Source organism: Mesobacillus jeotgali (assembly GCF_031759225.1).
Taxonomy (GTDB): domain Bacteria; phylum Bacillota; class Bacilli; order Bacillales; family Cytobacillaceae; genus Mesobacillus; species Mesobacillus jeotgali_B.
The window spans coordinates 601416-628230 of the sequence record NZ_CP134494.1 but is presented as its reverse complement, the minus strand read 5'-3'; the positions used below and the strand labels follow the sequence as shown (position 1 = coordinate 628230).

Sequence of the window (26815 nt, the reverse complement as noted above, 5' to 3'; positions counted from 1 at the left end):
GGCTCATTATGAATCTATTTTCCAACCACTATAATGAGAGACGATTAATAGATTGGAGGAAGCAACATGAGAAAGATAGGACCGAAGGGTTTAAGATGGTTGAAAATGATTCATGTATTTTTGGTAGTATTATTCTTTGGCGGGATTTTGAGTTCTGTGGCGTTAAATCTCCACATTGATTTCACTCGATATGATGAGGCTTATCTCGGCTATAAAAACATCGTCACCATCAGTGACCAGATTGTCAGATGGGGAGCAATCGGAACGCTGCTTGTCGGGTTCACATATGGTTTTTTTACCAATTGGGGATTTTTCAAGCACCGTTGGGTGGGCGTGAAATTCATTTTGTATATCATCCAAACAGTCGTCGGCATTTTCATCGTAGACGAGCTGATGATGGAAAACATGGAACTATTGGAGATGCAAAAAGAGGCAGCTTTAAGCAACCCCGAATTCATTCAAAATCATCTAATCAGGCAATACGCTGTCTATTTTCAAATTGCCGTTACCATCTTCATCTTCATCATTTCCTTTTTAAGACCGTGGAAAAAGAAAAAGGTTTAATCACCACAGCAGGTATTCCCAATTATATACAGAATAATAGATGAGAAATAATATATTGGGAGGTTATAAAGATGGTTGCAACACAAGCGATCTTAGCTTGGACGTTTATCTCTGAATGCCCGATTCCAAATGATGTGAATGTACTATTAGTAGAAGGTGAAAAGGCGATCGCGGCCTATAAAACCGTTCGCGACAGTGCGATTTTCACCAACAAACGTTTGATTGTCCGAGACGCACAGGGCCTTACCGGCAAAAAGGTTGAAATTTACTCCCTGCCTTACTCATCCATCAATATGTGGTCCACTGAAAATGCCGGCAGCTTGTTTGATGTCAACGCAGAAGTGGAATTATGGACAAGAGCCGGCCATATTAAAGTCAACCTGAAAAAAGGTGTAGATGTTCGCAAGTTTGATAAGCTGATCGCTGAAGCGATTTTGTAAAATGAGAAAAGCATTCCTTGCCAGTTCAGTGGACAGGAATGCTTTTCTTTTTTCAGCGTAAAAACTAAGACTCCTGCGGATGAGGGTATTCGATCAGTCGGGATAGAGCCCTTTTATCGGACACTTTTCTCTTCTTGTCCTCCGCGTTTGTCCGATAGAGCCTTCCTATCGGGCACTTTTCTCTTCTTTTCCTTCGCGTTTGTCCGATAGAGCCTTTCTATCGGACACTTTTCTCTTCTTGTCCTCCGCGTTTGTCCGATAAAGCCTTCCTATCGGACACTTTTCTCTTCTTTTCCTTCGCGTTTGTCCGATAGAGCCTTCCTATCGGACACTTTCCTCTTCTTTTCCTTCGCGTTTGTCCGATAGAGCCCTTCTATCGGACACTTTTCTCTTCTTTTCCTTCGTGTTTGTCCGATAGGGCCCTTCTATCGGACACTTTCCCCTGCTTTTCCTCCGTGTTTGTCCGATAGAGCCCTCATCAATTGAAGTCCTTCAATAAAATTTTCCCCCACCCTGTCCTTTTCCCTTCCCCATCTGTATATAGAAGGTGAAAGGAGGTGAGGCAAATGGCAATGGCGATGTTGAAGGATTCTAATATCAGGCTGATGTTTGAGGCTGGTGTGGATGAGAAGGGTGAGTCGATTTTCAAGCCTAAGACTTACCGCTATGTGAGAAAGGAAGCTACTGCTGATCAGGTTCAGCAGGCAGCTCTTGCACTTGGCGGCCTTAGCGGAAACTTGTTAAGCTCTGTGGAGCGTAACGACAGCTTCGATATCATCTAATCTGGAAATCTACTAATTTAATAGGAGGTGAAAAACATGGCAAAAACACTTGAGTTGCAATTCACTACAGCTCTTGGCAAATACGCCAAGCTGGCGGTTGATAACCCGAAGGAGCCAGTTGATCCAGCGGCAGTCAAGCTGGCAATGGAGCAAATCATCGCTTCCAACGCATTCCAGCCAACGAATGGAACCCTTGTTTCCGTTCACAGTGCACGCGTTGTCGAACGCAACGTAACCGATTACGAATTAATTTAATAAAAGCGGGCCGGTCTTCTACTAGAGACCGGCTCTTATTTTAAAAATGAAAGGAAGGAGGAAGCGCATATGGAACAGCTGATTCCGTTCATCAGCGATGTTGGGTTCCCGATTGTCGTGACACTGTACCTGCTTCACCGAATCGAAGCAAAGCTGGATACAGTCGTCCAATCAATCCAGGGCCTGCCCGCGAGACTGCAGGAAAAGCATGAAACCGACGCCGTTCATTCCGCCAAGATTGCCCAGCAGCAAATCCGTGAAATCAATTAACTTCAGGACCATCTCTCTTTTAAAAGAGGGGTGGTTTTTCGTTTCAAGGGCTTGGGCAGCTTGAAAAACGATTTAATCAAACGTTTGATTAAATAGTTTAAACATGTACTCTATTATGATTTTTCTCTAAGAAAATGCCTCAAATCTGCCATCCCAAAGCGGAGGCTTACTTAACCGGAATCCAAACCTCAGAATAATAATCCGGGTCAGCAGAGTTCCCTGCTGTGTAGACCTCTAGCTCGGGTGTTCCGGCATGTTCAAATCCGCTGGACGGGAACCATTCAGTAAAAATTTGCTTCCACACTTTCTGCATGGCTTCTGGCATTGGGCCGTGAACTTCGAAGATTGCCCATTTCGATGCGGGTACCTCCATTTTCATATAACCATCAGGTGTTTCTCCATCGTATGCCGCAGCAACCCAATAATCCATCTGTTTTTCCTTTACTTTACTTTGGTCCACACAGACACCAAGGATACCTTTTACAGGGCCGTTGTTTTTACATAACAATAAATCACATGTTCCATCCTTGTTCGCTCTGTCCCACATCTTGGGGATACCCGCTAGATTTTCTCCATTAGCATAAGAGAATTCCTCTTTAATCCCAACCACTTCAAAAGCTTCTTGTTCCACCACTCTGTATTGCATCGGTTCCGCTCCCTTCAAACTCACCTGGATTCCCAGGCGGCTGTATGATTTCAGCTTTCCGGTGTACTTTCGCGCTTCACTTGGAGAAATGCCATGCTGCCTGCGAAAAGCCTTCGTAAATGCTTCAGGAGTGTCATAGCCATATTTCAGCGCAAGATCTATAATTCTGGCACCACTGCTGCATAGTTCACCGGCTGCCAGCGACAAACGTCTCCGCCTAATGTACTCGCCAACGGAAATATCCGTTAAAATGGCAAACGTGCGCTGGAAATGAAAAGGAGATGAATTTGCCTGTTTCGCAATGTCCTCCACCGTGATCTCATCCAGCAGATGCTCCTCCATATAGTCAATGGCTTTTTGTAAAGCCTCTATCCACGCCATATCACTCACTCCCTTAAAACCATCCTATCAAGAATCCTTACAGCAATCTGGTCATTTTTTGCTCATGTTTGTCAGTATTTTCTATATAAAAAGGCCAATCCCCTTTTTTTAAAAAAAGATCTGTATTCAACTTTGAATCGTTAGCTTAGCAGAGTCTAAATATTTAACTAAATAGGTTATGATGTTACAAAATACATATAGAAGGAGAAAGTGATGAGCGAACATGATATTGAGCTTTATGCACGTTTGCAGGCAAAAGATTACTCACCACTTTAAAAACAATCAAGGAGTTCTGTAATCCGCTTACCGCAACAATCATGAAAAAGAGACGGATTCTGGATGATCCGTCCCACTTAAATCGTTCTGTCAGTTACTTCGCAAGATAAAACCACAGTAACCGTTAAAGACACGGTCCAGTACAAGAAGTTCCAGGAGTTTTATTTCACTGAACTGGCGTACCTATAGTTCTTATTATACCTTTTCTCTCTGTACATCTGATTATCGGCTTCGATGAACAAGTCTTCCATTTTACCGAGTGAGGAGTGGTCGAAGGCATATCCTTTGGAAAGGTGGATTTTGTATACCCTGTTGACATCGCTGTTCAGATGGTCAATCTCCCTTTGGATCGCGGCCATTAGGGACTCTGCCTGAGCGGGAGCGCTATTCACCTGCAATATGGCGAATTCGTCACCGCCAATTCTTGAGGCAATCACGTCGGAATTCGAGAAACTTTTTAAAATAGCGGCCGTTTCCTTGATCAGGTGATCGCCCACCTTATGGCCATATGAATCATTGATTTTTTTTAAATCATCCAAATCAAAAACCAAAATCGAAATGGGTGCATTGATTTGATGATCATACCGGTCCATCATGGTTTCAAAGTATTCCCGATTGTACAAAGTGGTTAAAATATCATGGGAAACCTTATATTCCAGCTGTTTTTGCAGTTCGACTTTATCGCTGATATTCCTGATGATTCCCTGGATCGCAACGATTTCACCCCTCTGATAAATCGGTGTCGCATGTTCCTCAAACCAGATATATTCACCAGCATCATTTTTCCAGCGCTGGATGATCGGTTGATTATAGTCCAGCTCACCGGAAGTTTTTTTCATCAAGATGGGAAGATCTTCAGGATGAATCCTTTCGAACGCTGTATATGGGTTCCTCATGCTCTCTTCAACAATATTCTGACTTAAAACAGCATTGATGGATGGACTTAGATAACGATATTTAAATCCTGGCTTCAGCTCAAAGTAGTAAATGATATCCTTCGAGTACTCTACCAGATTAGTAATGGTCGTTAAATAGTTCATCCTATGCTGTACTTTCTGCCATACCTGATATGCACCATAAATAAAAACCATTCCTAAGATGAAATATAGAACGTTCATGAACACCCTTCTTCTCTTCTGAATAATCTTGTAAACATAGTAATTTTTTACTATATTATACATTTAAATTACATTTTTTGTTAGTCATAATATGCAAGATTTCATAGATTAAAAGAAGATCGAAGAGCAATGACCATCATGGCATTCCTCATTACTGCTCGTAGGTGCTGATTAACTTTTTACGATTTTCCACTTTAATCAGCTGCCACATCGGCATATAGGTAATACTGAAAACGATGAGTGCCGCAGCTTCAAGATTCAAGTAATACATGATCCCGCTGCCAAAAAAGCTCAGGATGGTCTTCGCTTCTGTTGGACTCGCCAGGTAAAAGAAATTCGTATCAAACAGTAAATTGAAAAGGAAGATTGGGACGGCAACGATGTTCACTACTAGATAAGTGAAAAGAATGGCTTTGCGGGGAACTCTGTAGCCTTCAAAAAGGATGAAATACAATACGGCAATCGGAATGGCTGAGTGATTGAGGAAGTATTCGATATAGTCGAAATGAGGAAAGGTATAAGACATTTCAGGTGTAACCATGGCTAAGATCGCTGGCAAACTGCCTATGAAGTAGAGCACATAAAAACCTTTTACACTCTTCTTTAAAAACAAGTACATCGCAAGGAAGGAACTCATCGAGCACATATGCAAAGGAAGGTCGCCAATTTGCCATTGCCCGGTCAGGATGAGCCAAAGCTGGTGCGAAACCTGGCATGCCACCAGAGTCCAAAAGATCATCCATTTCAAAACATTTTTATGCGGCCTGATTTGATTTCTGAATAACACCAATCCAAGACAAACCCCAAAGAAAATCCCAAGAGTAATCAAATGCTCAGCAGAAAACAACTCAAAACCCTGCATTCCCGAAACAGAAAACATGATGTCATCACCTCGCTGCACATTAAAATGTTGTTAACTATAACTATATGCGCGAGGTTATGTGTTGAACACAGGATTACCGAATATACTCAAAAATAGTCCTTTAAAGAAAAATAGACTCCCTTTAAATAGGGAGCCCAAATTTAAAAATTTCATTGTTGAACAAGCCTATTGAGACAGATTTGTAAGTTCAAAGAAGTCAGGATCTGCTTTCATCATTTTTGTACCTTTTTCAGACTGGAAATAAAGATCTATTTCGTTTCCATAAAGAACTGTTATTTTTATGTCCCCAAAGTCAATCGCGCCTGAATTTTCACGGTGTGGAACTTCTTCTTCCCAATCAATTCCATCATTTATGAAGGCAGCAATTTGCTGGATTTTAGTTGGATCATTGATTTTAGTACAGGCTTCATCTTTTAAACTTTGATATACACATATACTTTCCGGGATATTTTGAATCCAAGTTGTAGAACTATATCTTGGGGTCTTGTCAAACTTCACCTCAGTCTGGTCTTCATGTTGATTATAGTAAGATGAGATGTATAATTCCCCATCGAATCCATTTTTTCTCCAGCCTGAATGAAAACCGCCCCAATCATTATCTGGTTCCCCATCGTCAAGGGCGGAACCTTCGAACTCTAAATTCCAGCCATGCTTAGGAAGTTCCTTTAAATAAAAGTCATAGATCTCAGTCCAATGATCTCCACCGATAACATAATTGTGTTCTCTAGGTTCCAATCCCTCAAATAAAGGGATATCTTCATGATCCTCGGGGATAATCGTCATCCCCTTATAAGTATCATCAGTAGCTTTTTGATACAAAAACAAGCCCATTACGATTAAAACCAATACACCTACTAAAATGAGCCAATGTATTTTTTTCATCTAATCACCCTTTGATGGATTTAATGATCATCGTTGTCGGAAATCTCCTAGCCTTATACAAAGAATAGTAACGATCTGATATTTCCTCATCCACGCCATCAAATCCAGATGAAACATCACTTTCAATCACTGACTCTATCGTAAAACCTGCTTTAATCAATTCATTTATGTAGGTGGCCATCTTCCTTTTAGGGATGACGACTGGTGCTTCTTCGCCTTTAAAATTTTCGTACTGCGTGACCCCTTCATTCTGATAGGACCCATCAAGATGAATTTCACCATTCTGGCTTTTCAAATGAGCGTATAATGGATGATCCCAGCTGAATATAAAGGAGCCGCCTGGCTTCAAATAGGAATGGATCAATTGAAACGTAGCAGCAAGGTCAGTTGTCCAGCCAATGGCATAAATAGAGTAGACCACGTCAAAGTACTTTTTTGGCAGTCCAATATCTGACTCCATTGGGGCACAGAATAAGTTGTTTTTTACCTCTTTAAGAGTTTCTCTTGCTGTATTGATTTGGGCTTCCGACAAATCAACTCCCCAAAGTTCACTCGCACCCTTTTCCGCCATATAGGCAAGTGAATGCCCGCTTCCACATCCAATATCAAGGACCTTTTTATTGCTCAGTTCACCAAACAACCCTAACTCCTCTTCACGTTGCGCAAAAGGACCGTAACTTGGCAAGGCATCCTTCCCGTTAAAATGATGTGCTACTGTATTCCAGCTCTTTTTGTTTTGTTCTATAATCTCAATCGACAATTCAATCGCTCCAATTTCATTTAAGACTTCAATCGAATTTTAACATATTATCCCATACAATAACCGTAGTTTTCTGAAAATAACGACAAAAAAAGAAGCAGAGTTCATCGCCCTCGTGCTTCCAGAAAGTCTGACAGTTTTCCGCCATTCCTCTTCACTTCAACCTCTTCCACAACACCAAATTCAATACAAACATTAGAACTCCATAACCTAAGACCCCAAATGGCACCTTCAATGCTAAAAAGTGCAGTCCTACAAAGACTGGGATGATGAGGAACAGCAGAAAGATTCTGATATCCCCACTCTGCTTTACGGCGTCAAATGGCTGTGAAAAGGGAAGTTCCTTTTCTCCTGCCAGGTAGCAGAGCACTGTAAAAATCAACGCAGCCACTAATACGGCAATCAAATCATCCAAAATTCTAAGCCCGAACAGAAAGCTGAACATGATCGATACGAGCAGGAACAATGGCAAAAATAGCTGGAACAGGAATGCCTTCAATGCCGCTTTATTGATGATGAAAGGATTTTTCAGCGTTGCGACCTGGTAGATCCAGCCTCCTATATAGGAACCGGAATGCGCGAGCATGATGACCGACGTCGGGATGACCAGCAGGATCGAGTAGATGGTTAAATAATAGCTGCTCGCCCTGAATTCCTCAAAACTCATCATGGAATAGCTGTTGAACATGAACGCAAATGGAATCACGATGGCAAATCCTAGGGAAGGATACACCTTCAGCTTGAAATCGCGCTCGTTTTTCATCATGATCCTCGTGAACCGGAAAAATGGCAGTTCCTCTTTGGAGAAAAAGAAAGGCATGGATCGAAACACCTTCCACTTGCTGCCCGCTTTTTTCTTGCCTGTCTGAGCGGTCAGTTTCTGCAAATTGCGTTCGAAGTCAGGAATCATTTTTACATACAAAAGGATGGACACAATAGGTCCAAGCACGGCAAAAAGCGTCAAAATCAGATTGCCGAAACTCCTGCTGTCCCCAAGCAGGACTTCGAACAGTCCAGCAAACCACATGGGCGGAAGCAGCAGCTGCCACCAGGCAAAATCCAGTTGATAATCGAGATTCACCAACTCAAAAGACCGCGCCACGACCTGATAGCCAACCATGACTCCGACGGATAGGGCAATCTGGACATAGTTGATGATATCCTTCAGCTTCTCACCGTCAAAATATCGCAAAATAAACAAATACAGCAACGCCGTGAAGGCAATGATGAAAACATCCGCCATCGCAAATGAAACGAGCAGCAGTCCCGAGAACAAAATCCCTTTGAAGATAACGCTGACCACCAAAGGAATCATTGTTGTGGCAAGGGTTATGTACAGCATATAAATCGTCACATGCAGCAGTTTTGCCATGCTCACCGTCTTCGAATTGACTGGCTTCGTGTCGAGCACACTTTTATCCCGCAAATCGAGCAGCACCGATGAAAAATCGGAAATGAGTGTCGTCATGATAATGAACATGAAAATACTGAACAGGATGGACACCTGAAACAGATAGTTATCATTTAAAAATAAAAACGGGATCAGCATCAATCCGAACAAGCCATAAATCCATAGGGACTTGAAAAATTCATTCGTCTCCGGCTTATCCTTCTTCTTCATAGACTGATTGAACACCGTCGGCTTCCGGCGCTGGTCCATCGTCAGTTTGACTTGAAGGATCCGGCGCATCGTTTTGTACTCTACGCCCATTTTTAAAAAGAGAGGTTTGAATACATCAAGCAGCCTTAATATGAAAAAATTCTCCATCGTCATCCCTCCCTGACAATGGATACAAATTCAGCGGCACGGTTCTCATGCTCATGAAAACCGGTCATCTGGTTGAAAATATTCTCGAGCGAACCTGCCTGGCTCTGAGTCTTCAATTCTTCGAAACTCCCATTTGCCACGATATGGCCTCCATGCAGCAGGACAATCCGGTTGCTGATCTTCTCGACGACATCCATGATATGGGAAGAATAAAAAATCGTCTTCCCCTCAGCTGCGAACCGTGCAAGGATTTCTTTGAACACCATCACACTATTCGCATCCAGACCCGTCAACGGTTCATCCAGGAACAGGAGATCCGGATTATGCAGAAAGCTCGAAACAATCAGCGTCTTCTGCCTCATCCCTTTCGAAAAAGAAGAGATCCGCGAATGGTAGACATCACGAAGGCCAAACACATCAAACAGCTGCTCCGCTTTCCGGTCCGCATCGTCATAATCCATCCCGTAAAGCTCGGCCACGAACGTCAAATACTCCTGGGCCGTTAGCGAATCATACATTTCCGACGTCTCGGGAATATAACCGATTCTCTGCTTATAGCGTTCACCCTGTCCAACGATATCCTCCCCGAAAATCTCAATCTTCCCGGAATATCCTTCTTCAAGCCCAAGCATCAGTTTTACCGTCGTGCTTTTACCCGCGCCATTCGGCCCTATATATCCAATGATTTCTCCTCTATTAACCTTTAAATCAATCCCTCTCAGCACCTCTTTGCTGCCATAAGACTTAGTCAGGCCGGTGATTGATAATACCTCCGCAGACATGTCACTCCCCCTTTTAAAAATGGTTCAAAATACCATATTCCCATTCTAGCATATTAGGAAAATACTGGAATGGCATGTGGGGTATCAGCCCATTTCCTGGGAACACTCTACAACACTTTTTCAAAAAAGATCTGCACAACAAGCGCCACTGTCATTACTCGCAGAATCGGTTTGACATAGTTCGGGTTCAATTTGCTGGCGATCCTGACGCCAATTTGCGCTCCTGTCACTGAACCAAGCATCAAAGCGAGGGTCACTGGCCAAATCACAGCACCTGTTGATATATAGGTAATCGCAGCACCTAAACAGCTCGAAAACGTGGCAAGACGGACATATCCGACCGCACGGATGTAAGCGATGTTCAAATGGTCAAATAAATACAGCATGAGCGTTCCCTGTCCTGGTCCAAAAAGTCCATCATAAATTCCGATTGCATATAACCCCGGGACACTTTTACCTGAAGGCTTTAATGGCTGATCACCAGACATGCTCCCTTTTCCCAGGAATGAGGCGAGGAAAGCAAAAACCAGCAGGCCAATCGCCACCACATACATGTCTTCACTTGATATTTTCGAAGCAATGAACCCGCCGCTGACTCCGCCAATCAGGCTGACTGGGATAATCCAAAACGATTCCTTAAAAGTGATTTTCTTTTCTCTATAAAGATGATAAAAGCTCGTGAAGGAGCTGACCGTATTCGAAACCTTATTGGCTGCAATCGCCGAATGCACCGGAATTCCCAGTACGAGCATCGACGGCAAACTAATCAAGCCCCCGCCACCTGCCAGAGTTCCAATCGTCGTCGCTAAAATTCCAATGAAAAACAGAATGACATAATCCATTTTCATACACCTCCTAAAATCCATTATATTCCTGTTAGTTTGATAAGGAAATTTAATGTTTCTAATGAAAAGGTATAAGAATTAGTTATGTTAGGGATTCAGAATAATCCGGAAGGCTATTGTGCTCCTGCCACTAATGTGTAGTAATGATTGTACCAACCTCCCCAGTCCGGGCTGGTTTATGTTACCAGTTTTCTTCACTCTCACCGAATCCGGGCACATAGAGCCTGTTTATGTTACCGGTTTCCTTCACTCTCATCGAATCCGGGCACATAGAGCCTGTTCATGTTACCGGTTTTCTTCACTCACACCGAATCCGGGCACATAAATGGTTTTAGTCCTAATTCAGGTTTCAACTTTCACAGTAAAATCACCCATCCTAATTCCTTTGAATTATCAGTAAAGTTTACTATGATTGAATGAGAATATAAACAAATGGAGGGTGTTACGATGGAATTAACGGTGTATTTAGCTGGGCAGATTCATGATGATTGGCGGGATCAGGTGGCGAAAAAGGCGAAGGAAAAGAATTTGCCATTGGTCTTCGTTGGACCGCAGACTAACCATGATCGCTCTGACAATATTGGCGAGGATATCCTCGGGGAACAGCCGGGCAATGTGTATAAGGACGATGCGGCATCTGATATCAACAATTTCAGGACGCAGGTTTTAATGCAAAAATCCGATATCGTCATCGCCCTTTTCGGTGAAAAGTATAAACAATGGAACACCGCGATGGACGCCAGCACTGCGATCGCGATGAACAAACCGACGATTATCGTCAGACCTGAATCCTTGATATCCTTTGAAGGAACTTTCCAATAAAGCGAATGTTACGGTAGAAACGATCGATCAGGCACTGGATGTCATCAGTTATATTTATGAATAAGAGTAAAAGCGCAGGATACACGTTCCTGCGCTTCTTGAATAAAAATAAAGCATAGGGGCGCCCCTATGCTTTTGTTCTTTCCGTTGCTATTCAGTTGCTGCTGCAGAGTCTTTTATTCTAATGTTAACACGAGCAATTCTTCTGTCGTCCATTTCCGCAACGGCAAACACGATATCCTGATATTCAACCTCTGGATGTTCATCCGCGGCGGGGATATATCCAAGCTGCCCAAGGACAAATCCGCTTAATGTATCATATTCTTCGCTTGGGAGTTCTATTTTTAGAGCATCCTCTACTTCATATAAATTAAGCGTACCATCCATCACATATTGGTTAGTGTCTACCTGGACAATTTCAGCGGCGTCAAGCTCCGGCTCATCATGCTCATCGAAAATATTGCCGACGATTTCCTCAATCAAGTCCTCAATCGTCACAATTCCATCCGTTCCGCCATATTCATCGATCGCAACCGCCATATGGAGATTGCTCTGCTGCATTACCTTGAATAACTGATCAAGATGCATGGATTCCAGGACAAAGCTTGGTTCGCGAAGCATGCTTCTAAGGTCAAATACTTCTTGATCACCACATTCAATGAACGGAATCAAATCCTTAGTATGAAGGATTCCAATGATATGGTCGATACTTCCTTCATACACAGGCATTCTTGTGTACTTTTCCCTGTTGACGATGGCAACCGTATCTTTCAGGCTGGTATCAACAGAAAGAGCGACAATGTTGGTCCTGTGTGTCATGATATCAGAGATCGTCTTATTATCGAATTCAAAGATGTTGTTGATCATCTCTTTCTCTGTATCCTGAATCGTTCCTTTTTCCATGCCCACATCGACCATCATGCGGATTTCTTCCTCTGTCACATTCTCTTCATCCGCATTTGGATCGACTCCAAACAATCGGACGATTCCGTTCGTCGATAACGTCAATAACTTAACAAATGGAGATGAAATCTTGGATAATACCGTCAAAGGAGCAGCGGCGAACATCGCAATCGGTTCTGCCTTTTGCAGCGCAAGCCGCTTCGGGACCAATTCTCCAAGTACAAGGGTAAAATAAGACAGCACCAATGTGATCGTTACGACAGACACTAATTCAAGCATGCTTTGGGAAAGCGGCACGCCCATTTCGCTTAACAATACTGCCATCCTTCCGGCAAAGCTTTCAGCTGCGAACGCACTCGCCAGGAACCCGGCAAGTGTGATGCCAATCTGGATTGTCGCCAGGAACCGGCTTGGTTCAGATGTCAGATTGTGGAGCATTTGCGCTTTGCGGTCACCGCTTTCAGCCATTAATTTTATTTTATTGTCATTCAAAGAAATCAGCGCGATCTCTGATGCCGCAAAAAAAGCGTTCAAAACTATCAGGATCAATAATATGACTATCTCCGTTCCCAAAAGGGATCAACCTCCAACTACATATTTCTCATTATTTTATCACATAATTTAATGGTCAGGACATTTGGAGCTTTTCTCCCACTGTAAACGCCATTCATTATTAACAGTTACTCAATAACTATTCTTTGCATTGATCCTTCAAATTCCTCTGACATATTTAAGCAGCCTGCTTTACTGTTTTTTCCTTCGACATGAACCAGCCAGTAGCTGCAATGCCGATGAGGACAGTGTAGAAGAACAGCTTCCATTCAACAGAATGCGCGAATTCGTAGGAAATGACTCCAATATCCTTATGCCCCAGTGTCAATACAGCCAGTTTGACGCCTACCCAGCCAACAATTGCAAACGCAGCAATCTCAAGGCCAGGTCTTGACTGAAGCAGTTTTACAAACAGGTTGGCTGCGAAACGCATGATGATCAACCCGATCAGGCCCCCGGCGAAAATGACGAGGAACTTGCCTCCATCCATCCCGCCAATCGCAGGCAGGTTTGTGTTCGGCAGCGTCATCGCGAGTGCCACAGCTGCCAGGATTGAATCGACTGCAAACGCGATATCTGCAAGCTCTACCTTAAAAACAGTTGCCCAGAAACCTGATTTCTTTTTCTCATCCGCTTTATTTTCATCTTCCAATTTCTTGAAATAAAGCTTCCTGACTATGTGATTGATGGCAATGAACAACAAGTATAGAGCCCCGATTGCCTGCACCTGCCAGACATCGACGAGAAAAGAAATGATGAATAGAGACCCAAAGCGGAAAACAAAAGCCCCGGCCAGACCATAGAAAAGCGCCTTTTTCCGCTGCTCTTCCGGAAGGTGTTTGACCATGATCGCCAATACTAAAGCATTATCGGCTGCCAGCAACCCTTCTAAAGCAATCAGTAATAACAATACCCAGCCATACTCAAATAAAATCGTCAGTTCCAATCGTTTTTCCCCCTTTTAAAATTAAGATGCATTTCCACTTTTAGCAGCCAATATTTTGGCCTCAATCCGTTCCTCAATTTTTTCAAGCTGCTTCTGATCCTCCAAAAGCTCAATCCTGTTCGCCTTCAGCAATTCCTCAAAAGTCACTTTTTTCTTTTTCACCCTGATCCATCTCCTTTTCAGTAGTTTCATATATTGAAAGTTCATTTGTCTGCGGTCTGAAAATAGAAAAGCGCAAGCGCCTTGGTCAGCCCCGACAAGCGCTGGAGGACCGACCGGTGAAGTCGTTCTTTGACTTCATTGGGCGGACCGAAGCGACTCGAGGGGCTAGGCGCTGGAGCTGGACAATTCTCGAAATGAAGTTTACACTTTCCTATCACGAGAAAAAGACCTTTACCAGACATGGCAAAGGTCTTAAGACAACAAAAAAGACCTTTACCAAATAGGCAAAGGTCTTGCTAACAACGTCAACGTTGCCAACAAAGCCGGGAAGTGCGAAACTTCCGAAATGACGACTCTGCTGTAAAAGCTACTCCCCTTTAGGAGAACTATTCAATTAATGTAAGTACAATATAATTCATGTACAAGCACTGTGTCAATATATTATGTGAACATAAAAAATCACTTTCTTTTCACCGGAATCCAGATTTCACTCCTGAATTTAGGAGAAGATACATCTTTATGTTCATTCCAGAGGATCTCGGGGCCTTCTGTCTGTTCGTAGGCAGCAGATGGAAACCACTCGGAATAGATTCTCCCCCAGACATTTTGAAGGGTCTCAGGGAACGGGCCGATTGCTTCAAAAACCGCCCATGTTGACGGTACAACTTCCAGGGAAGCAAGATGGGACGGGCACTCTTTCGTTGTGGCGGCACCAATATAATGGTCCAGTTCCCCTTTCTCCTCCATACGGCCTTCGGAAAAATTCACCGATGCACTGACCAATCCCATTGGCTCCGTATTCGACAGCTCTTTCATCTCCTGGATCTTTTCCATATTCAAGCTTTGCCACATCTCAGCGATTTCTGGATTCACACCATGGAAGACCAGCGGCACTCTTTTCATGATCCCAACAATGCGAAATGCATCTTTCTCGACGATTCTGTAATTCATTTCAGAACCTCCCTTTATTGATAATTGAAAGGTCATGGGTGGATAAGCTTTCAAAGAATGACCCGGCATCCTCGCTTCCGATGGAGTGATTCCATGTAAGCTGTGGAACGCTCTCGTAAAAGAATCTGGCGAGCGATACCCATACTTTATGGCCACATCAATTACTTTGACATCGTGATTCTCCAGCTCGAATGCCGCCAGTGTAAGCCGCCTGCGCCTAATGTATTCAGTAAGCGAAACACCTGCGAGGAAAGAAAACATCCTTTTAAAATGATATTCCGAACAATATGCGGTTCTCGCCACTTCTTTAAAATCGATCTCTTCCGCCAGATTATCCTCAATATATCTCATAGCCTCATTCATACTCTCCAGCATATCCATATCACGACCTCCTTCCTAATCAACAATAACAGGACCCGAAACCCTTCACCCGACAATCCCTGCACCGTTTTTGCAGGTGCCAGGAGGATGGACTAACAACTTTCGTAAAAACTCTGTTTACCCAAGGTACAGACATGACTCACGTAAAATATTTTCCATTAGCCGAGACTTCCGTAAATTCTTGCAGAAAAGCCTGAGTTCCCTAATGAGCCTTTTCTTACCTGAGAGTCCGTTTTCAGCCTGAAACCCACTCCTCATTCTTTCTCGACTATAATCTTCCCTGTCATACCATCAATATAGCGGATTGGCTTCCTGCTCTCTTTTTCACATGGTGTGTAGATCAAGCTATGCACTTTTTCATCATGGTCGTATTCCCATGCAAGTTGGAAGTCGAGATGCTTCAAGTAAATCTGGGCCGCCTCTTCCCTGGAGATTTTCGGAGCTGTCGAGAGCTTTTTCAGTTCTCCGATTTCTAGCGAAGGTCCGCTGAAATGGTGAACTAGTCCTGTCCTGGTGCTGACAGCGACCATAATGATTTCTGATTGAACTGGAATATCATGTCCAGTATGGATCCTGAACATGAACGATTCTTTTTCGGAAGGCTGATCTTCATCTCCGCGTACTATTCTCTGTAAAAAAGGATAGAACTCCGGAATGACACTCTGCAGGAAGCGAACAGCAATTTCGTAGCATTCTTCCCGGCTAAGTTCGAGAGTTCCATTCCTTTTGTAAAACCAGGCAAACCGGATCACCTTTCCACTTGCTCTAGAAATGAATGCTTTTACCGTCGATTCTGTCTGTTGCTTGAAAAAGTCATTCATCGTCTTACCCTTTTCCGGCACATCCCAGTCTCGCCCTCTCCAAACGATACCGATTTCTCCCCCCATATCCACCTCACGGATAATCTCCATGTCAGAAGTAATCCCGATGATCTCCTCGTTCGACATAGTCCCAGCCTGTTGCTCATACTCAGGGAGGCGTTCATACGTTTCCGGAATTTCCTCATCACGTTGGTACTTATAGGTCGGAATCATTTGGGTCGCTTTATATTTTTCATAGCCATTAACAGGTTCATACACAAGCCGTAAGCCTTCTTCCACATCCAAAAAAAGATCAGATACATGGATGATTTCAATCTCAAAATCAAGCTTGCTCTTTACATCCTCTCTCAAGGCTTCGATCGCAATGATATTCTCCGGAATTGCAGGCAACGGCTTGACACCATAATAGGAAAAAGTAGTGATTTCCCCTGAGTCATTGACGTCGATATAACACCCCGTATGACCCATAGGAAGGTCCATCAAAAATTGGCTGTAATAAAAGCGGTCACCATGATTCATTCTCCTGGTAAAACCGTATGAAAAATCTTGAAGTGCCTTAGGGTAATGGTGCAGCAAAAACTGCTCCGCCAACTCCCGTTTTTGAACTGCAGTCGTTCCCTCTTCAACATTCACTTTTTTATCTAAAATAAGGTTCGTCAAATTCCCTTCAGAATCCAGCTTTACCGTGATCCCGCTATCCTCATATTCGTTTACCCAGATAAAAATTGCTTCCTTCTCCTCAATGAAATCCTCAATCAATAATGTATAATTCGCCGGGATACCCCCAATCTCCAGTGCCCTTGCTTTCAACTTTTCTCGCTTCATATAAAATCCTCCTGGAAATAACTCTATGGATCTTTTTCTCATTCCCAATAATGGCCTTATTTTCATTCTACCATTATGCCATCCATCCCTAAGCAGCCATGACTCTCTTTAATGTTACCTCGAGCCATTATATCTATTGTCATATTTTACTATAATTTACTTTTTGGCAATGTTACCCTTAATGTAGAAAAGATGAGGAGGGGTTAGATGAATAACTTTGAAAAAGCCTTTCAGGAGGCTCATTCCAGGGTTGATTTTTCAGGAACAGTCTTGGTCCAGGAAGGGAACGGTGAAGCAGCAAGTGCCAGCTTTGGCTATGCCAATCGCGCTGAGCAATCAAAAAACAATCTGGGAACTCGTTTCGGAATCGCTTCCGGTTGCAAGCTTTTCACGGCCATCGCGATTTGCCAGCTGGTCGAGCAAGGAAAACTCACTTTCACTACTAGACTGAAAGATTGCCTCGATATCGAGTTTCCTAATTTTAGTGACGAAATCACGATTCATCATTTATTGACTCATACATCCGGTGTGCCTGACTATTTTGATGAGGATGTCATGGACGATTTTGAGGAGTTGTGGATTAAGAGGCCGATGTATCAAATCCGAAGCCTAAAAGATTTTTTGCCAATGTTCCAGAATGAGCAGATGAAATTCACTCCTGGGGAGACATTTCATTACAATAACGCAGGCTATATTTTGCTCGGACTTATTGTCGAGCAGGCCTCCGGTATGGAATTCACTGCCTATGTTGAGGAATATATTTTTAAAAAGGCAGGAATGATGGATTCTGGTTACTTCTCCTTTGACGCTCTTCCTTCCGATACGGCTTTAGGTTATATCGACCTGCCTGATGGGAGCTGGAAAACCAATATCTATTCACTGCCGGTAAAAGGCGGTTCTGACGGTGGAGCTTACGTCACTGTTGAGGACATGAGCAAACTGTGGAAAGCACTACTTGGCCAACTTTTACTAAAAGAGGAGACCTTGAACAGACTGTTGACTCCTCACGCGCAAGAAGATGAAATAAATTTTTATGGATACGGTGTATGGATTAAGAAGCAGGACGATGACATTTTCAAATACCATGTCATGGGCTATGACCCGGGAGTCAGCTTCCATTCCGCTTACTATCCAGCTGACAAAACCATTGCAGTCGTATGCTCCAATAAGTCAAGCGGTGCTTACGATATCCTCGAGACAATTGAAGAGACATTGCAGGTAAAGGCTTAATGCAACAGGGACGGTTCCATTTGAGGAACCGTCCCGTTTTGTCCATATGACTCGATCGTGTTGGCTCCACTTCGGACCCCCGACCCGCTTTACTCCATCAATCTCTTTCTTTCGCTCGCTGAGTATCCCTGATATTCTTCTGAACCGTAATGGCCGCAAAAATACTAAGGACAAAGGACATCGCGTAAAAGCCCTTCTCACTTAAAATAATGCTCCCTGCATTGTAAAGACCAATCGCCATCAATGAAATAGAGACGATCAGCGCAAACCAGCTGATTCCGTAATAAATATTCGTAACGGGTATATCCTCTTCCTTATCCCTCACTGCCTTTTGCAGAGAAACCGCTGCATAAAGACCGAATACCAATACGGCAAAATAATACCCTTTTTCATTCAGTTCCATCGTCGCATTGAATAAACCAATCAGGTAAGCGGAAATACCAATTAACAGTGCTCCCCAGGAAGCACCCTTGAACGCCGAGGTAGGTTCCCCCTCTTTCCTCTCCACTTTCACCTTTGGCTTTCTTTCAACAGCTTTATCCAATGATAAATCATGTTCATTTGACATCAAGTCTCTCCTCCAACTTTTACAAATATGGCTTATATCTAAATACATTATATAGAAGTTGTTTACAAATAATAGATAATTTTGTTATTTTTTCTAAAATAAACGTTAAAAAGGAGAGGACAAATGCACTGTTAAACGGAAAAATTTCGCTTAAATCGGAAATGACCTTTATTTTCTTAATAATAAGGGTCGTTTTTCCGCTTATTTAATCCAAATCGTTGAAATTTGATTAATTTTTAGTGGTTAACCGGAATAGCTCCGCTTATTACCGCTTCATAAGTGTACTCCAATGACAATAGCCGGAAATCATCCGCTTATGTTTTCTCATACTTACCTGAATGATAAACAGAGCTATGTAAATAATAAAACCGGAAACGAAGGAGGATTTTCATGGAGAAAAATCAACAAGCTAAAGACAATTCAGGTTCTGCTATGCAACCAGGATATTCAGGAACTGATGCTGAACAAGTTAAACAGCAGATCCAGAAAGATGTAGCAGCAGGCCAAGGGGCCATGACTTCCCGAGAAGCAGGCTCAATAAGGAACTAAAAAACCACTTCGAGTGGTTTTTTCTTTGCAAAATTATCTCAAGAAGATGATTTCTCCTGAATCTGGATTTACCATGATCCGCTTCTCTGCCTCCGTTGTTCTGACCTAAACAGAAGGGTGTGAGGAATTCGGAATTTCATCTTAGGGGGCAGCGACGATTCCAAAACGATTTTTCTATACATATCTAATTATCTCTATTTAGATAATCTGTATAATAGAGGAAGGAAATCCCTTTAAAAAATGGTGAGGAAATTATGAACAACTACGTTAAAGCATTATACGAGGAAGCATTAAAACACCGGAATAGCATGGAAGCAGTCAGGCTGTCTAAATACATGCGGAATCAATTTGAATATATCGGTTTGAGAGCTCCGCAGATGCAGGAGATTTTCAGACAGCATGTGAAGACTCATGGCCTCCCTGCAAAGGCAGATTTGCATGAGGTCATCACTTCCCTCTGGGAGCTGGAAGAACGCGAGATGCAGATCAGCGGGGCATACCTGTTAGATCTAATGAAAAAACAGTTCACCGAAGATGATCTCCAGCTTCTTCAATTTATCATCACGACCAAGCCCTGGTGGGACACGGTAGACCATATCGCGAAAAAGCATTTCGGATACTATCTTGAAAAATTCCCGCAGCATCGGCAGCCTATTATCGACAGATGGATCGCCTCGGATAACATCTGGCTGATCCGTTCTTGCATATTATTCCAATTAGGCTACAAAGAAAAAACCGATGTGGCCATGCTCGAGGATATTATCTCAAGAACCTGCCATACGAAAGAATTTTTCATCAATAAAGCCATCGGCTGGGCCTTAAGGGAATATGCCAAGCAAAACCCTGAGAAAGTCCATGAGATGACGAACAGGCTTCCCATTTCGAACTTGAGCCGAAGAGAAGCCTTGAAGCATATTGGCAAGAAGTGACAGAATAAAGGAGCACAGGGCATTTTATCCCTGTACTTCTTTAACTTTTCTATATAATACGATTAACGCTTCGCAAAATAAAGTCACACCGATAAAGGTAAAAACGAAGAAAAACGGAGAACCTGTCATCCCGAAAGCTACTTCATTCTGCAGCGGATCAACACTATTCCACGAACTCTCGATATCCGGTGTGTAATTCAGTGTTTTGATGTAACCAATTATCAGTATGCTAACAAAATAGAGAACATGAATGGCTATTGAACCAATGGCTGCTTGTATAAATAGCTTCATAATTTTGCCCCCTTGTTAAAAAGCTAACCGTCCCTTTTCATCAATCCAGCGAAATCTTCACTCTATCATCCAAATATTTCATCGAGGTATACCCATAAAGATCGAGTCTATTAGGGATGACTTTGTTGCCATCTAACATTAAGATTATGTCGGTAATGAAATGGCGTGGCTGTTCAATTTTTTCATAATCGAATGTGGGTGATTTCATATCGTATTGAACACCATTCTTATCCACGATCACACCTTCAGTTTCCATTCCTATAGAAATTGGTTCATGTTCATTTTCACCTTCACTAACAACGTTAAGATGAAGTGTTTCAAATTCCCGATTTTCAACTTCATGGTTGCTGATGACAATCGTAGTGGGCTGTCCAATTTCGATTTTATCGATGCTGATGGTACTTCCCGCATATTCAAACGTCTGAGGATACTGTTGATTCGCATCCAGTTCGATGCTTTTATGATCCTCGAATGAAAAATAAACAGATTCAAATTGAACGGTAACGTCTTCCGGTTCTTCTCCCAAAAATGAATCAAAATACATTTGGAGTATTTGCCAATTCGCTTCAGGCTGTAAATAGTTATAGCCACCGCCAAACTGGTCCGGTCTCACTTTTACATTGTCCACTTCCAAATTGCCAAAATGAATCCTATCGATTCTCTTTCCTTGCCCTTCCATTGGAATACCATATTCCAAAAGCGTTGTTGTTGGAGCCATGATCAACTTATCGAGGCGAATCGGGATCCCTTCTATTTCAGCTTTTTCATTCAATTCATATTCGATGGCAGGCTGCTTAGTCACCGGGACCTCGAACTTCCAATCTCCCGTCTTAAATCCATTGCTCCTGTAACCAAATCCCAGCATGGCCTCATGACCGTCAGGAACTAGTTCTTGAATCCTTTCTACATTCAGTTTAATAACCCCGCTATCTTCCTCAAGCGGCCGCAGTCCAACCACACCGTAAAAAGTATTCTTTCCCTTTTTATTCATCTCCGCTTTAAGATCAGGAGGATGAAACCGAGGATATATATCCTGCTTCATGATTTCCATCTCATTTTCTATAAAAAGCCCTTCCTCAAAATTCATCACAAATTGTTTATCCTCATTTGTATCTTCAATTTCATAAAAAACAAGAGTCTGATAGTCATCAGCAACGACGCCTTTGATCCTGATTTTCACGCCATCACTTTCCGCTTCCAGGTTCATCCTCTCGCCAAGGTCCTTTTGCAGGAAGGCACGCAATTGCTCGTTTTCTTCGGTCCATCCATAATAAACATTGGCAAAAGCGCCAGTAAAGAAACCCGTCCCCATCAAGAGGGCAAATACACTTGCAAAAATAAGTGCGACTTTCTTACGCTTTTTGAACTTCTGCTTCCTATGATTCTCTTTTTCCGCCAGCCGCTCTTTGATTTTCGCGATAAAATCTATTGGTCCAGGCAAGTCACTCATCCACTCAGCATGATGCAGCATCATCGTGACATCCTGAAAGGCAGCCAAATCCTCCTGGCATTCTGCGCACTCGTAAAGATGAATCTCGAACTCTATCTTCTCCGGCCTCTCCATCGTTTTTTCAAGATAATCAATGTAGTTCTTCTGATATTCCTTGCACCCATTAAAGGGTGATCCGCACAATTGCCTTCTGACCGACTGAGTTCCCGAGAACAACAGCTCTTTCATTTTATCCTGGGAAACTCGTAAAATATTCGCAGCTTCCTCCTGGGAGAACCCTGTGCCATAGGTAAGCACCATCGCTTCCTTTTCCTCTTTTGGAAGCTGATCAAGTGCATGAAATAAATCCTGATGCGATGCAGCTTCATCGGATGCCAGCCTGACGTCATCGTCTTGTGAAAGCTCCCGGCAGATTTCGATGAAAATCGAAGCAACCCATATTTCGAATGAGGTTTCCCTTTTATATCGAGGCAATTCATTATGCACCTTAACGATCGACCGGTAAAATAACTCCTCCATTTGCTGTGGATTTCGAAGGTAAAACCAGCCTAGTGCGTAAAAGGATTGCTGATGCCGCCCAAACCAATCCACGACAGAATCTATCCCTTTTTCCTGCAAAGATACAACCGTAATGGAGTCCACCCCTGGGACCATAATTGTTCCCCCCTTTTAACACGCTCTATCTCTACTTCCATTTTACCTTTAATTTCCTATTATGCTAGATGTCTTTTACTTTTTTGGAGTGATCGGTGCCTTATGATCAGTGAGCAGAGTTATTTTACCAGTAGTCAATAAGGTTCCTCCCTTCTATGTCGCCTTTCACTCCCTGCCATTCTAGAACCTTTTAAAAAGAAACAAAGAAGAAGCACAGGGGGCTGTCCCTGTGCTTTACAGTGCGGATACTTTATTTCTTCCTGTCCGTTTTGATTTATATAAGGTGTCGTCTGCTTGTTTGATGAATTCTTCTAAGCATTGAGTTGTCTCTAAATAGGTTGAGGCACCAAGAGAGATGGTGATCTGGATTTCCTTGCCATTTGGTAAGGAGAATCGATGATTTTCCACTATTCCCCGGAGGCGTTCTGCGATTTCCAGCGCTTGAGTATAGGAGCAATTCTTTAATAACAGTGAAAATTCTTCACCGCCATTTCTTGAAACAATATCACTTGGGCGTGAGCAGGTGATTAACAGTCCTCCCAATTGCCTTAAAACTTCATCTCCAGCTTGATGACCATACGTATCATTGACCTTTTTGAAGTGGTCGATATCAATCATAAGCAACGATAATTTTTCATTAAGCTTCTGGGCACTTTCTAAACTTTCATTCAATGACGAATCGAACTGTCTTACATTATTTAACCCCGTAAGGAAGTCTGTTGCCGACTGGGTTTTCAGCTGCATAAACATTTGGTTCGACTGAACGATGTACCCTGCCAAAAAATACACCAAAACTCCCGATATTGTCGTAATAACCCAATAGTTAACCAAAATTTGGTACACTTGATCTGAAAAACCCATTAGATACAAAAAGCCGAAGGAAATCGTAATTAAACTGATCAATCCCATGATCGTCCACTTAATAAAGTCCGATCCCTTCACCTTTTTTTGGACCAGTGCGGCAAACGCCGCAATAATAAACATTATGAGCACAGTGACCAGAAATGTTTCGAGACTTCCATCAAAAAATACTAATCTGCTGATATTGATTATGGTGGCGGCTACGAAAGCTGGCACGAATCCTCCATAAAAAGCAGACAACAGGATCGCGATATGACGCAAGTCCATCATGATCATAGGAGTAATCTGGATACTAAAAGCCATTAACACTGAACCAAGTATTCCCGCTAATGCCCCAAGTTTTACCTTTTTAAGAGTTGTATCTATCTCCGGATTGTTCTTAAATAAACTTCCCCCAATAAACAAAAACGTGATAACAAAACTAGAATGTATAAAAAAATCTTTCAGCAAAACCATACCACCTAAAACGTGAATTTCGACTTCCTTTTATAGAATACGAGATTACGGACAATTTTACTATAAGATTCCGGATATTTCCTGATATCGCTAACTACAAACAGAGGGACGTTAAGGGTGTAACACAATATGTTCAATTTTACTTGAAACGACCTTTTGAGAATATGGCCATCTTCACTGCCAATTTAAGTCTTGATAACTTCCATCTAGTAGAATGATTATGTAAAAGCAATACGATTGGAGGAGCGGTTCTGAAAGAGCAAAAATCCTTGTCATTTGTGGTGACTTGTCTTACTGGGCTGGGTATAATATATTCATAAAGAAGGAGGTGAAATGAGATGGAGAAAATATTGAATAAGATTTTAGATCGTTTGGATTCGATGGACAAGCGCTTTGACTCTGTTGATGCACGTTTCGATTCCGTTGATGCACGCTTTGACTCTGTTGATGCACGCTTTGATTCAATGGAGAATCGTTTAAGCAACTTAGAGAATGGCTACCAATCCATGCAATTAGAACAGAATGCTTTGACTAAAGGCCAGCAATCTTTACTTTCGGAACAGAGTGAAATGCGGAAGGAAGTGGCATTTTATTATGGCAGCCTGATGAAGAAACTGGATGAAACGAAATCAGAACTATCCAGTGAGATTAAGCATGTTTCCAATGTTCAGAAGCAGCATCAAGATGTTTTAGAGATACTGAATGAAAAACAGCAGTAAGTTCTCAACCATACCATCTCTTAACTATCTCACAAACAAATGCTTCCCGAGTCCTCAAGACAATTTATCTTTCCTTTTAATTATCCATAACCAAAAAACCGCCTGCCTCCGGTCTAACATCCATACCGGAGGGCAGGCGATTTCTCTTTATTCTAATCCCTGGATCACTAACTCTTTCACTGGCAGGAAGGTTTCGCCTGTATCACTGTATTTGATATTGACCTGGTCGCCTTCTTTTACATAAATCGCCAGTGGGTTCGTTTCTGATGAAATGATGTAGTTCTTTTTGTTATCCAGCAGGATGGAAACAATCGTGTAGTCGCCTGTTTTTTCTTTGTAGACGCGCAGTACGGTTCCGCTCGTTTGCTTTTCCTCTGCCTTCGAATTGCCATCCACTGTTCCGCCGCCATGCTGGAGAGCGGTCTTAAACTTTTTCAATGCTTCGTTTGGAGTGTTGCCATACACGGAAATCTCCGGGTTTGCTGCTGACACGATAAAGTAGTTTTGCAGGAAGCCGTTCGAATCAAGTACACCTGACAACCAGCTTGCCTCGCCATAGAAATTATAGATGATCGGCATTTCACCGTGCCATTTTTTCTCGATGAATTTCTTTTCGATAATCTGCAAAGCCCCTTCGGAATCCATATAGGACTCTTCAAGATTACCGGTATAGAAGGTCGCCTTCCCCGTGCGCGAGTTTGTCAGCGCATAACCGAGCATCGAGTCGACCCCTTCTTTCGGGCTGGTAAAATCGGTGAAATAATACATATCGCCATTTTCGTCGAATATCGGGCTGACCTGTGCCTCGGTCCCTTCATCTGAAGGCAGCCTCACATCTGTCTTGCCGAACACGCTGTTCCAATAGCCATGGACATAATTCCCGAAATAACTGTTCTGCAGACTGACCGCCTCAGGAGAAACAGCACCGTCAATGAATTCAGGAACATCGGCCAAACCATAGGATTTCGTCTTCCCGGATTCCGGATCCACAACGACGACCCCTTTTACATCAAAACCATTCCTGGCTGAGATGAACTCACCATAAGTCCTGATATAGAAAGGTTTTCCTTCATCATCAACCTCGAGTTGCGAGTCTCCGTAAAAAATAGACTCAGGATACTGCATCCGGATATGACGTTCGAGATTTTTATTAAAGTAAGAAGATGGTGTGTAAATCATTTTCGACTTCATGAATTTTGGATTTGCTGATGAATCAGTGGCGCTCACTGTAAAATATCCCGGTGTAGATTCGCCATTCCACCACTTGAAAAATCCTGAAAACTCAACAGGGGCAATATAGACATATTCTCCAATGACCTTCTGGATTTGCAGGCTACCCAGCTCATAATAACTCGTATTCGGAACCTGGCCGAACGCCTTCTTCATCTTATTACGCGCAAACTGCGGAGGGACACTAGCCGGGGTTTCTTTTTCATCAAAAGTTGAAATCTCCGTCTTTTCCCCCATTTTCGCAGATTCATATTTTTCCTCGGCGTTAAAAAGAAAGGCAATCATGAAGTACGCACCAACGAGAAGGACTGCCAGAAATAGAATTCCTTTAACCATCCTTTCCTTCCCAGCCGCAAAAAACGTTCCGCCAAATGTAAGCACAATCGCAAACGGCCATAGAGAAGATAAGTTACGATCCAAATTAAAGGCATAATAAAATCCAAAAGTCCCAACCGTGAAAAGGACAATCGCAGCAATCAAAAAGGCAGATGTCATTTTCCTGTCCTTCTCGACTCCTTTAGAAAAAGGAGTAAGAATGAGAGCAGAAGCCAATCCAACCAAAAGTGCAAATAGAATGATATTCCCCATAGAAAAATCCCCTTTTATTTTTGTCTTCTCTATATACGAATCAACCAATATAAAGTTTCATAGGGATGTATTATCCTGGTAAAATTTGTTTAATAGTGCAATTAATGCTCTTTTCTGTGCAATTACAGGCTGTTTTCACGCAATTATTGATGGGATTGGTGCAATTATCAGCTTTTCCCGTGCAATTAACCTAGTTTCGTAAGAGAATAATTTTTCCAGTAAAATCGAGTAGGAGGGGGTGACTAACCCCCGACCTCTCACACCACCGTACGTAC

The 26815-nt window shown here is 42.6% G+C and carries 27 protein-coding genes and 1 pseudogene; 10 read left to right on the top strand and 18 right to left on the bottom strand.

What is annotated here, in order from left to right:
• Positions 1–66 precede the first annotated feature (66 nt).
• The 5 genes from RH061_RS03185 to RH061_RS03165 all read left to right on the top strand — a co-directional run bounded on the left by RH061_RS03185 (position 67) and on the right by RH061_RS03165 (position 2311).
• The gene (locus RH061_RS03185; RefSeq protein WP_311073895.1) at positions 67–564 is read left to right on the top strand and encodes a DUF2269 family protein; all 498 of its coding nucleotides are present in this window, start codon (positions 67–69) and stop codon (positions 562–564) included.
• A gap of 71 nt (positions 565–635) precedes the next feature.
• Positions 636–1004, top strand: a complete 369-nt coding sequence (locus RH061_RS03180; protein ID WP_311073891.1) for a PH domain-containing protein — start codon at positions 636–638, stop codon at positions 1002–1004.
• A gap of 566 nt (positions 1005–1570) precedes the next feature.
• Entirely contained in the window at positions 1571–1786 is a 216-nt protein-coding gene (locus tag RH061_RS03175; RefSeq protein WP_311073890.1) for a DUF1659 domain-containing protein, read from the top strand.
• Between the two features lie 36 nt (positions 1787–1822).
• Positions 1823–2041 (top strand): DUF2922 domain-containing protein, encoded by a 219-nt coding sequence (locus RH061_RS03170; protein ID WP_311073888.1) that lies wholly within the window; start codon positions 1823–1825, stop codon positions 2039–2041.
• A 69-nt stretch (positions 2042–2110) separates the two neighbouring features.
• Entirely contained in the window at positions 2111–2311 is a 201-nt protein-coding gene (locus RH061_RS03165; protein WP_311073887.1) for a YvrJ family protein, read from the top strand.
• A 166-nt stretch (positions 2312–2477) separates the two neighbouring features.
• Here the strand turns inward: RH061_RS03165 and RH061_RS03160 are convergent, their stop codons facing one another.
• The 8 genes from RH061_RS03160 to RH061_RS03125 all read right to left on the bottom strand — a co-directional run bounded on the left by RH061_RS03160 (position 2478) and on the right by RH061_RS03125 (position 10649).
• Positions 2478–3338: an AraC family transcriptional regulator gene (locus RH061_RS03160; protein ID WP_311073885.1), complete on the bottom strand. Its 861-nt coding sequence runs from the start codon at positions 3336–3338 to the stop codon at positions 2478–2480.
• 437 nt (positions 3339–3775) lie between these two features.
• A complete protein-coding gene (locus tag RH061_RS03155) occupies positions 3776–4732 on the bottom strand; it encodes a sensor domain-containing diguanylate cyclase (RefSeq protein WP_311073883.1) in 957 nt (318 codons plus the stop codon).
• Positions 4733–4883: 151 nt separating this feature from the next.
• On the bottom strand, positions 4884–5612 hold the full coding sequence (locus RH061_RS03150; protein ID WP_311073881.1) for a YwaF family protein: 729 nt from the start codon (positions 5610–5612) through the stop codon (positions 4884–4886).
• A 168-nt stretch (positions 5613–5780) separates the two neighbouring features.
• Positions 5781–6497 carry a hypothetical protein gene (locus tag RH061_RS03145; RefSeq protein WP_311073879.1) on the bottom strand — a complete coding sequence of 239 codons (717 nt, stop codon included), beginning with the start codon at positions 6495–6497 and terminating at the stop codon, positions 5781–5783.
• 4 nt (positions 6498–6501) lie between these two features.
• Positions 6502–7257 (bottom strand): class I SAM-dependent methyltransferase, encoded by a 756-nt coding sequence (locus tag RH061_RS03140; protein WP_311073877.1) that lies wholly within the window; start codon positions 7255–7257, stop codon positions 6502–6504.
• A 154-nt stretch (positions 7258–7411) separates the two neighbouring features.
• Positions 7412–9025, bottom strand: coding sequence for a hypothetical protein (locus RH061_RS03135; protein WP_311073874.1), 1614 nt, complete (start codon positions 9023–9025; stop codon positions 7412–7414).
• A 2-nt stretch (positions 9026–9027) separates the two neighbouring features.
• Positions 9028–9807 carry an ABC transporter ATP-binding protein gene (locus RH061_RS03130; protein ID WP_311073872.1) on the bottom strand — a complete coding sequence of 260 codons (780 nt, stop codon included), beginning with the start codon at positions 9805–9807 and terminating at the stop codon, positions 9028–9030.
• Between the two features lie 107 nt (positions 9808–9914).
• Positions 9915–10649, bottom strand: a complete 735-nt coding sequence (locus RH061_RS03125; protein WP_311073871.1) for a sulfite exporter TauE/SafE family protein — start codon at positions 10647–10649, stop codon at positions 9915–9917.
• Between the two features lie 450 nt (positions 10650–11099).
• Between RH061_RS03125 and RH061_RS03120 the strand changes: the two are divergent.
• Positions 11100–11538: pseudogene (locus tag RH061_RS03120) on the top strand (YtoQ family protein).
• An 86-nt stretch (positions 11539–11624) separates the two neighbouring features.
• On the opposite strand, the gene RH061_RS03115 reads toward RH061_RS03120, so the two are convergent.
• The 5 genes from RH061_RS03115 to RH061_RS03095 all read right to left on the bottom strand — a co-directional run bounded on the left by RH061_RS03115 (position 11625) and on the right by RH061_RS03095 (position 17015).
• Positions 11625–12950, bottom strand: coding sequence for a hemolysin family protein (locus RH061_RS03115; RefSeq protein WP_311073868.1), 1326 nt, complete (start codon positions 12948–12950; stop codon positions 11625–11627).
• Positions 12951–13107: 157 nt separating this feature from the next.
• A complete protein-coding gene (locus RH061_RS03110; RefSeq protein ID WP_311073866.1) occupies positions 13108–13875 on the bottom strand; it encodes a TerC family protein in 768 nt (255 codons plus the stop codon).
• A gap of 21 nt (positions 13876–13896) precedes the next feature.
• A complete protein-coding gene (locus RH061_RS03105; RefSeq protein ID WP_311073865.1) occupies positions 13897–14037 on the bottom strand; it encodes an FbpB family small basic protein in 141 nt (46 codons plus the stop codon).
• 459 nt (positions 14038–14496) lie between these two features.
• On the bottom strand, positions 14497–15369 hold the full coding sequence (locus tag RH061_RS03100; RefSeq protein WP_311073864.1) for an AraC family transcriptional regulator: 873 nt from the start codon (positions 15367–15369) through the stop codon (positions 14497–14499).
• A 254-nt stretch (positions 15370–15623) separates the two neighbouring features.
• Positions 15624–17015, bottom strand: a complete 1392-nt coding sequence (locus RH061_RS03095) for a YcdB/YcdC domain-containing protein (protein ID WP_311073863.1) — start codon at positions 17013–17015, stop codon at positions 15624–15626.
• A gap of 207 nt (positions 17016–17222) precedes the next feature.
• On the opposite strand from RH061_RS03095, the gene RH061_RS03090 reads away from it, so the two are divergent.
• Complete coding sequence (locus RH061_RS03090; protein ID WP_311073862.1) at positions 17223–18245, top strand: serine hydrolase domain-containing protein; 1023 nt, start codon at positions 17223–17225, stop codon at positions 18243–18245.
• 97 nt (positions 18246–18342) lie between these two features.
• Here RH061_RS03090 and yiaA read toward each other — a convergent pair whose 3' ends face one another.
• Positions 18343–18813, bottom strand: coding sequence for an inner membrane protein YiaA (gene yiaA, locus RH061_RS03085; RefSeq protein WP_311073861.1), 471 nt, complete (start codon positions 18811–18813; stop codon positions 18343–18345).
• Positions 18814–19203: 390 nt separating this feature from the next.
• Between yiaA and RH061_RS03080 the strand changes: the two genes are divergently transcribed.
• A complete protein-coding gene (locus tag RH061_RS03080; protein ID WP_311073860.1) occupies positions 19204–19362 on the top strand; it encodes a hypothetical protein in 159 nt (52 codons plus the stop codon).
• A 254-nt stretch (positions 19363–19616) separates the two neighbouring features.
• Entirely contained in the window at positions 19617–20291 is a 675-nt protein-coding gene (locus tag RH061_RS03075; protein ID WP_311073858.1) for a DNA alkylation repair protein, read from the top strand.
• Positions 20292–20315: 24 nt separating this feature from the next.
• On the opposite strand, the gene RH061_RS03070 is transcribed toward RH061_RS03075, so the two are convergent.
• The 3 genes from RH061_RS03070 to RH061_RS03060 form a co-directional block, all read right to left on the bottom strand.
• Entirely contained in the window at positions 20316–20582 is a 267-nt protein-coding gene (locus RH061_RS03070) for a hypothetical protein (protein ID WP_311073856.1), read from the bottom strand.
• Positions 20583–20622: 40 nt separating this feature from the next.
• Complete coding sequence (locus RH061_RS03065; RefSeq protein WP_311073855.1) at positions 20623–22686, bottom strand: DUF4179 domain-containing protein; 2064 nt, start codon at positions 22684–22686, stop codon at positions 20623–20625.
• 234 nt (positions 22687–22920) lie between these two features.
• Positions 22921–23997 carry a GGDEF domain-containing protein gene (locus RH061_RS03060; protein WP_311073853.1) on the bottom strand — a complete coding sequence of 359 codons (1077 nt, stop codon included), beginning with the start codon at positions 23995–23997 and terminating at the stop codon, positions 22921–22923.
• 344 nt (positions 23998–24341) lie between these two features.
• Here RH061_RS03060 and RH061_RS03055 point away from each other — a divergent pair, with 344 nt between their 5' ends.
• Complete coding sequence (locus tag RH061_RS03055; protein WP_311073852.1) at positions 24342–24722, top strand: hypothetical protein; 381 nt, start codon at positions 24342–24344, stop codon at positions 24720–24722.
• Between the two features lie 147 nt (positions 24723–24869).
• On the opposite strand, the gene RH061_RS03050 is transcribed toward RH061_RS03055, so the two are convergent.
• Positions 24870–26540, bottom strand: a complete 1671-nt coding sequence (locus tag RH061_RS03050) for a hypothetical protein (RefSeq protein WP_311073850.1) — start codon at positions 26538–26540, stop codon at positions 24870–24872.
• Between the last annotated feature and the right edge of the window lie 275 nt (positions 26541–26815).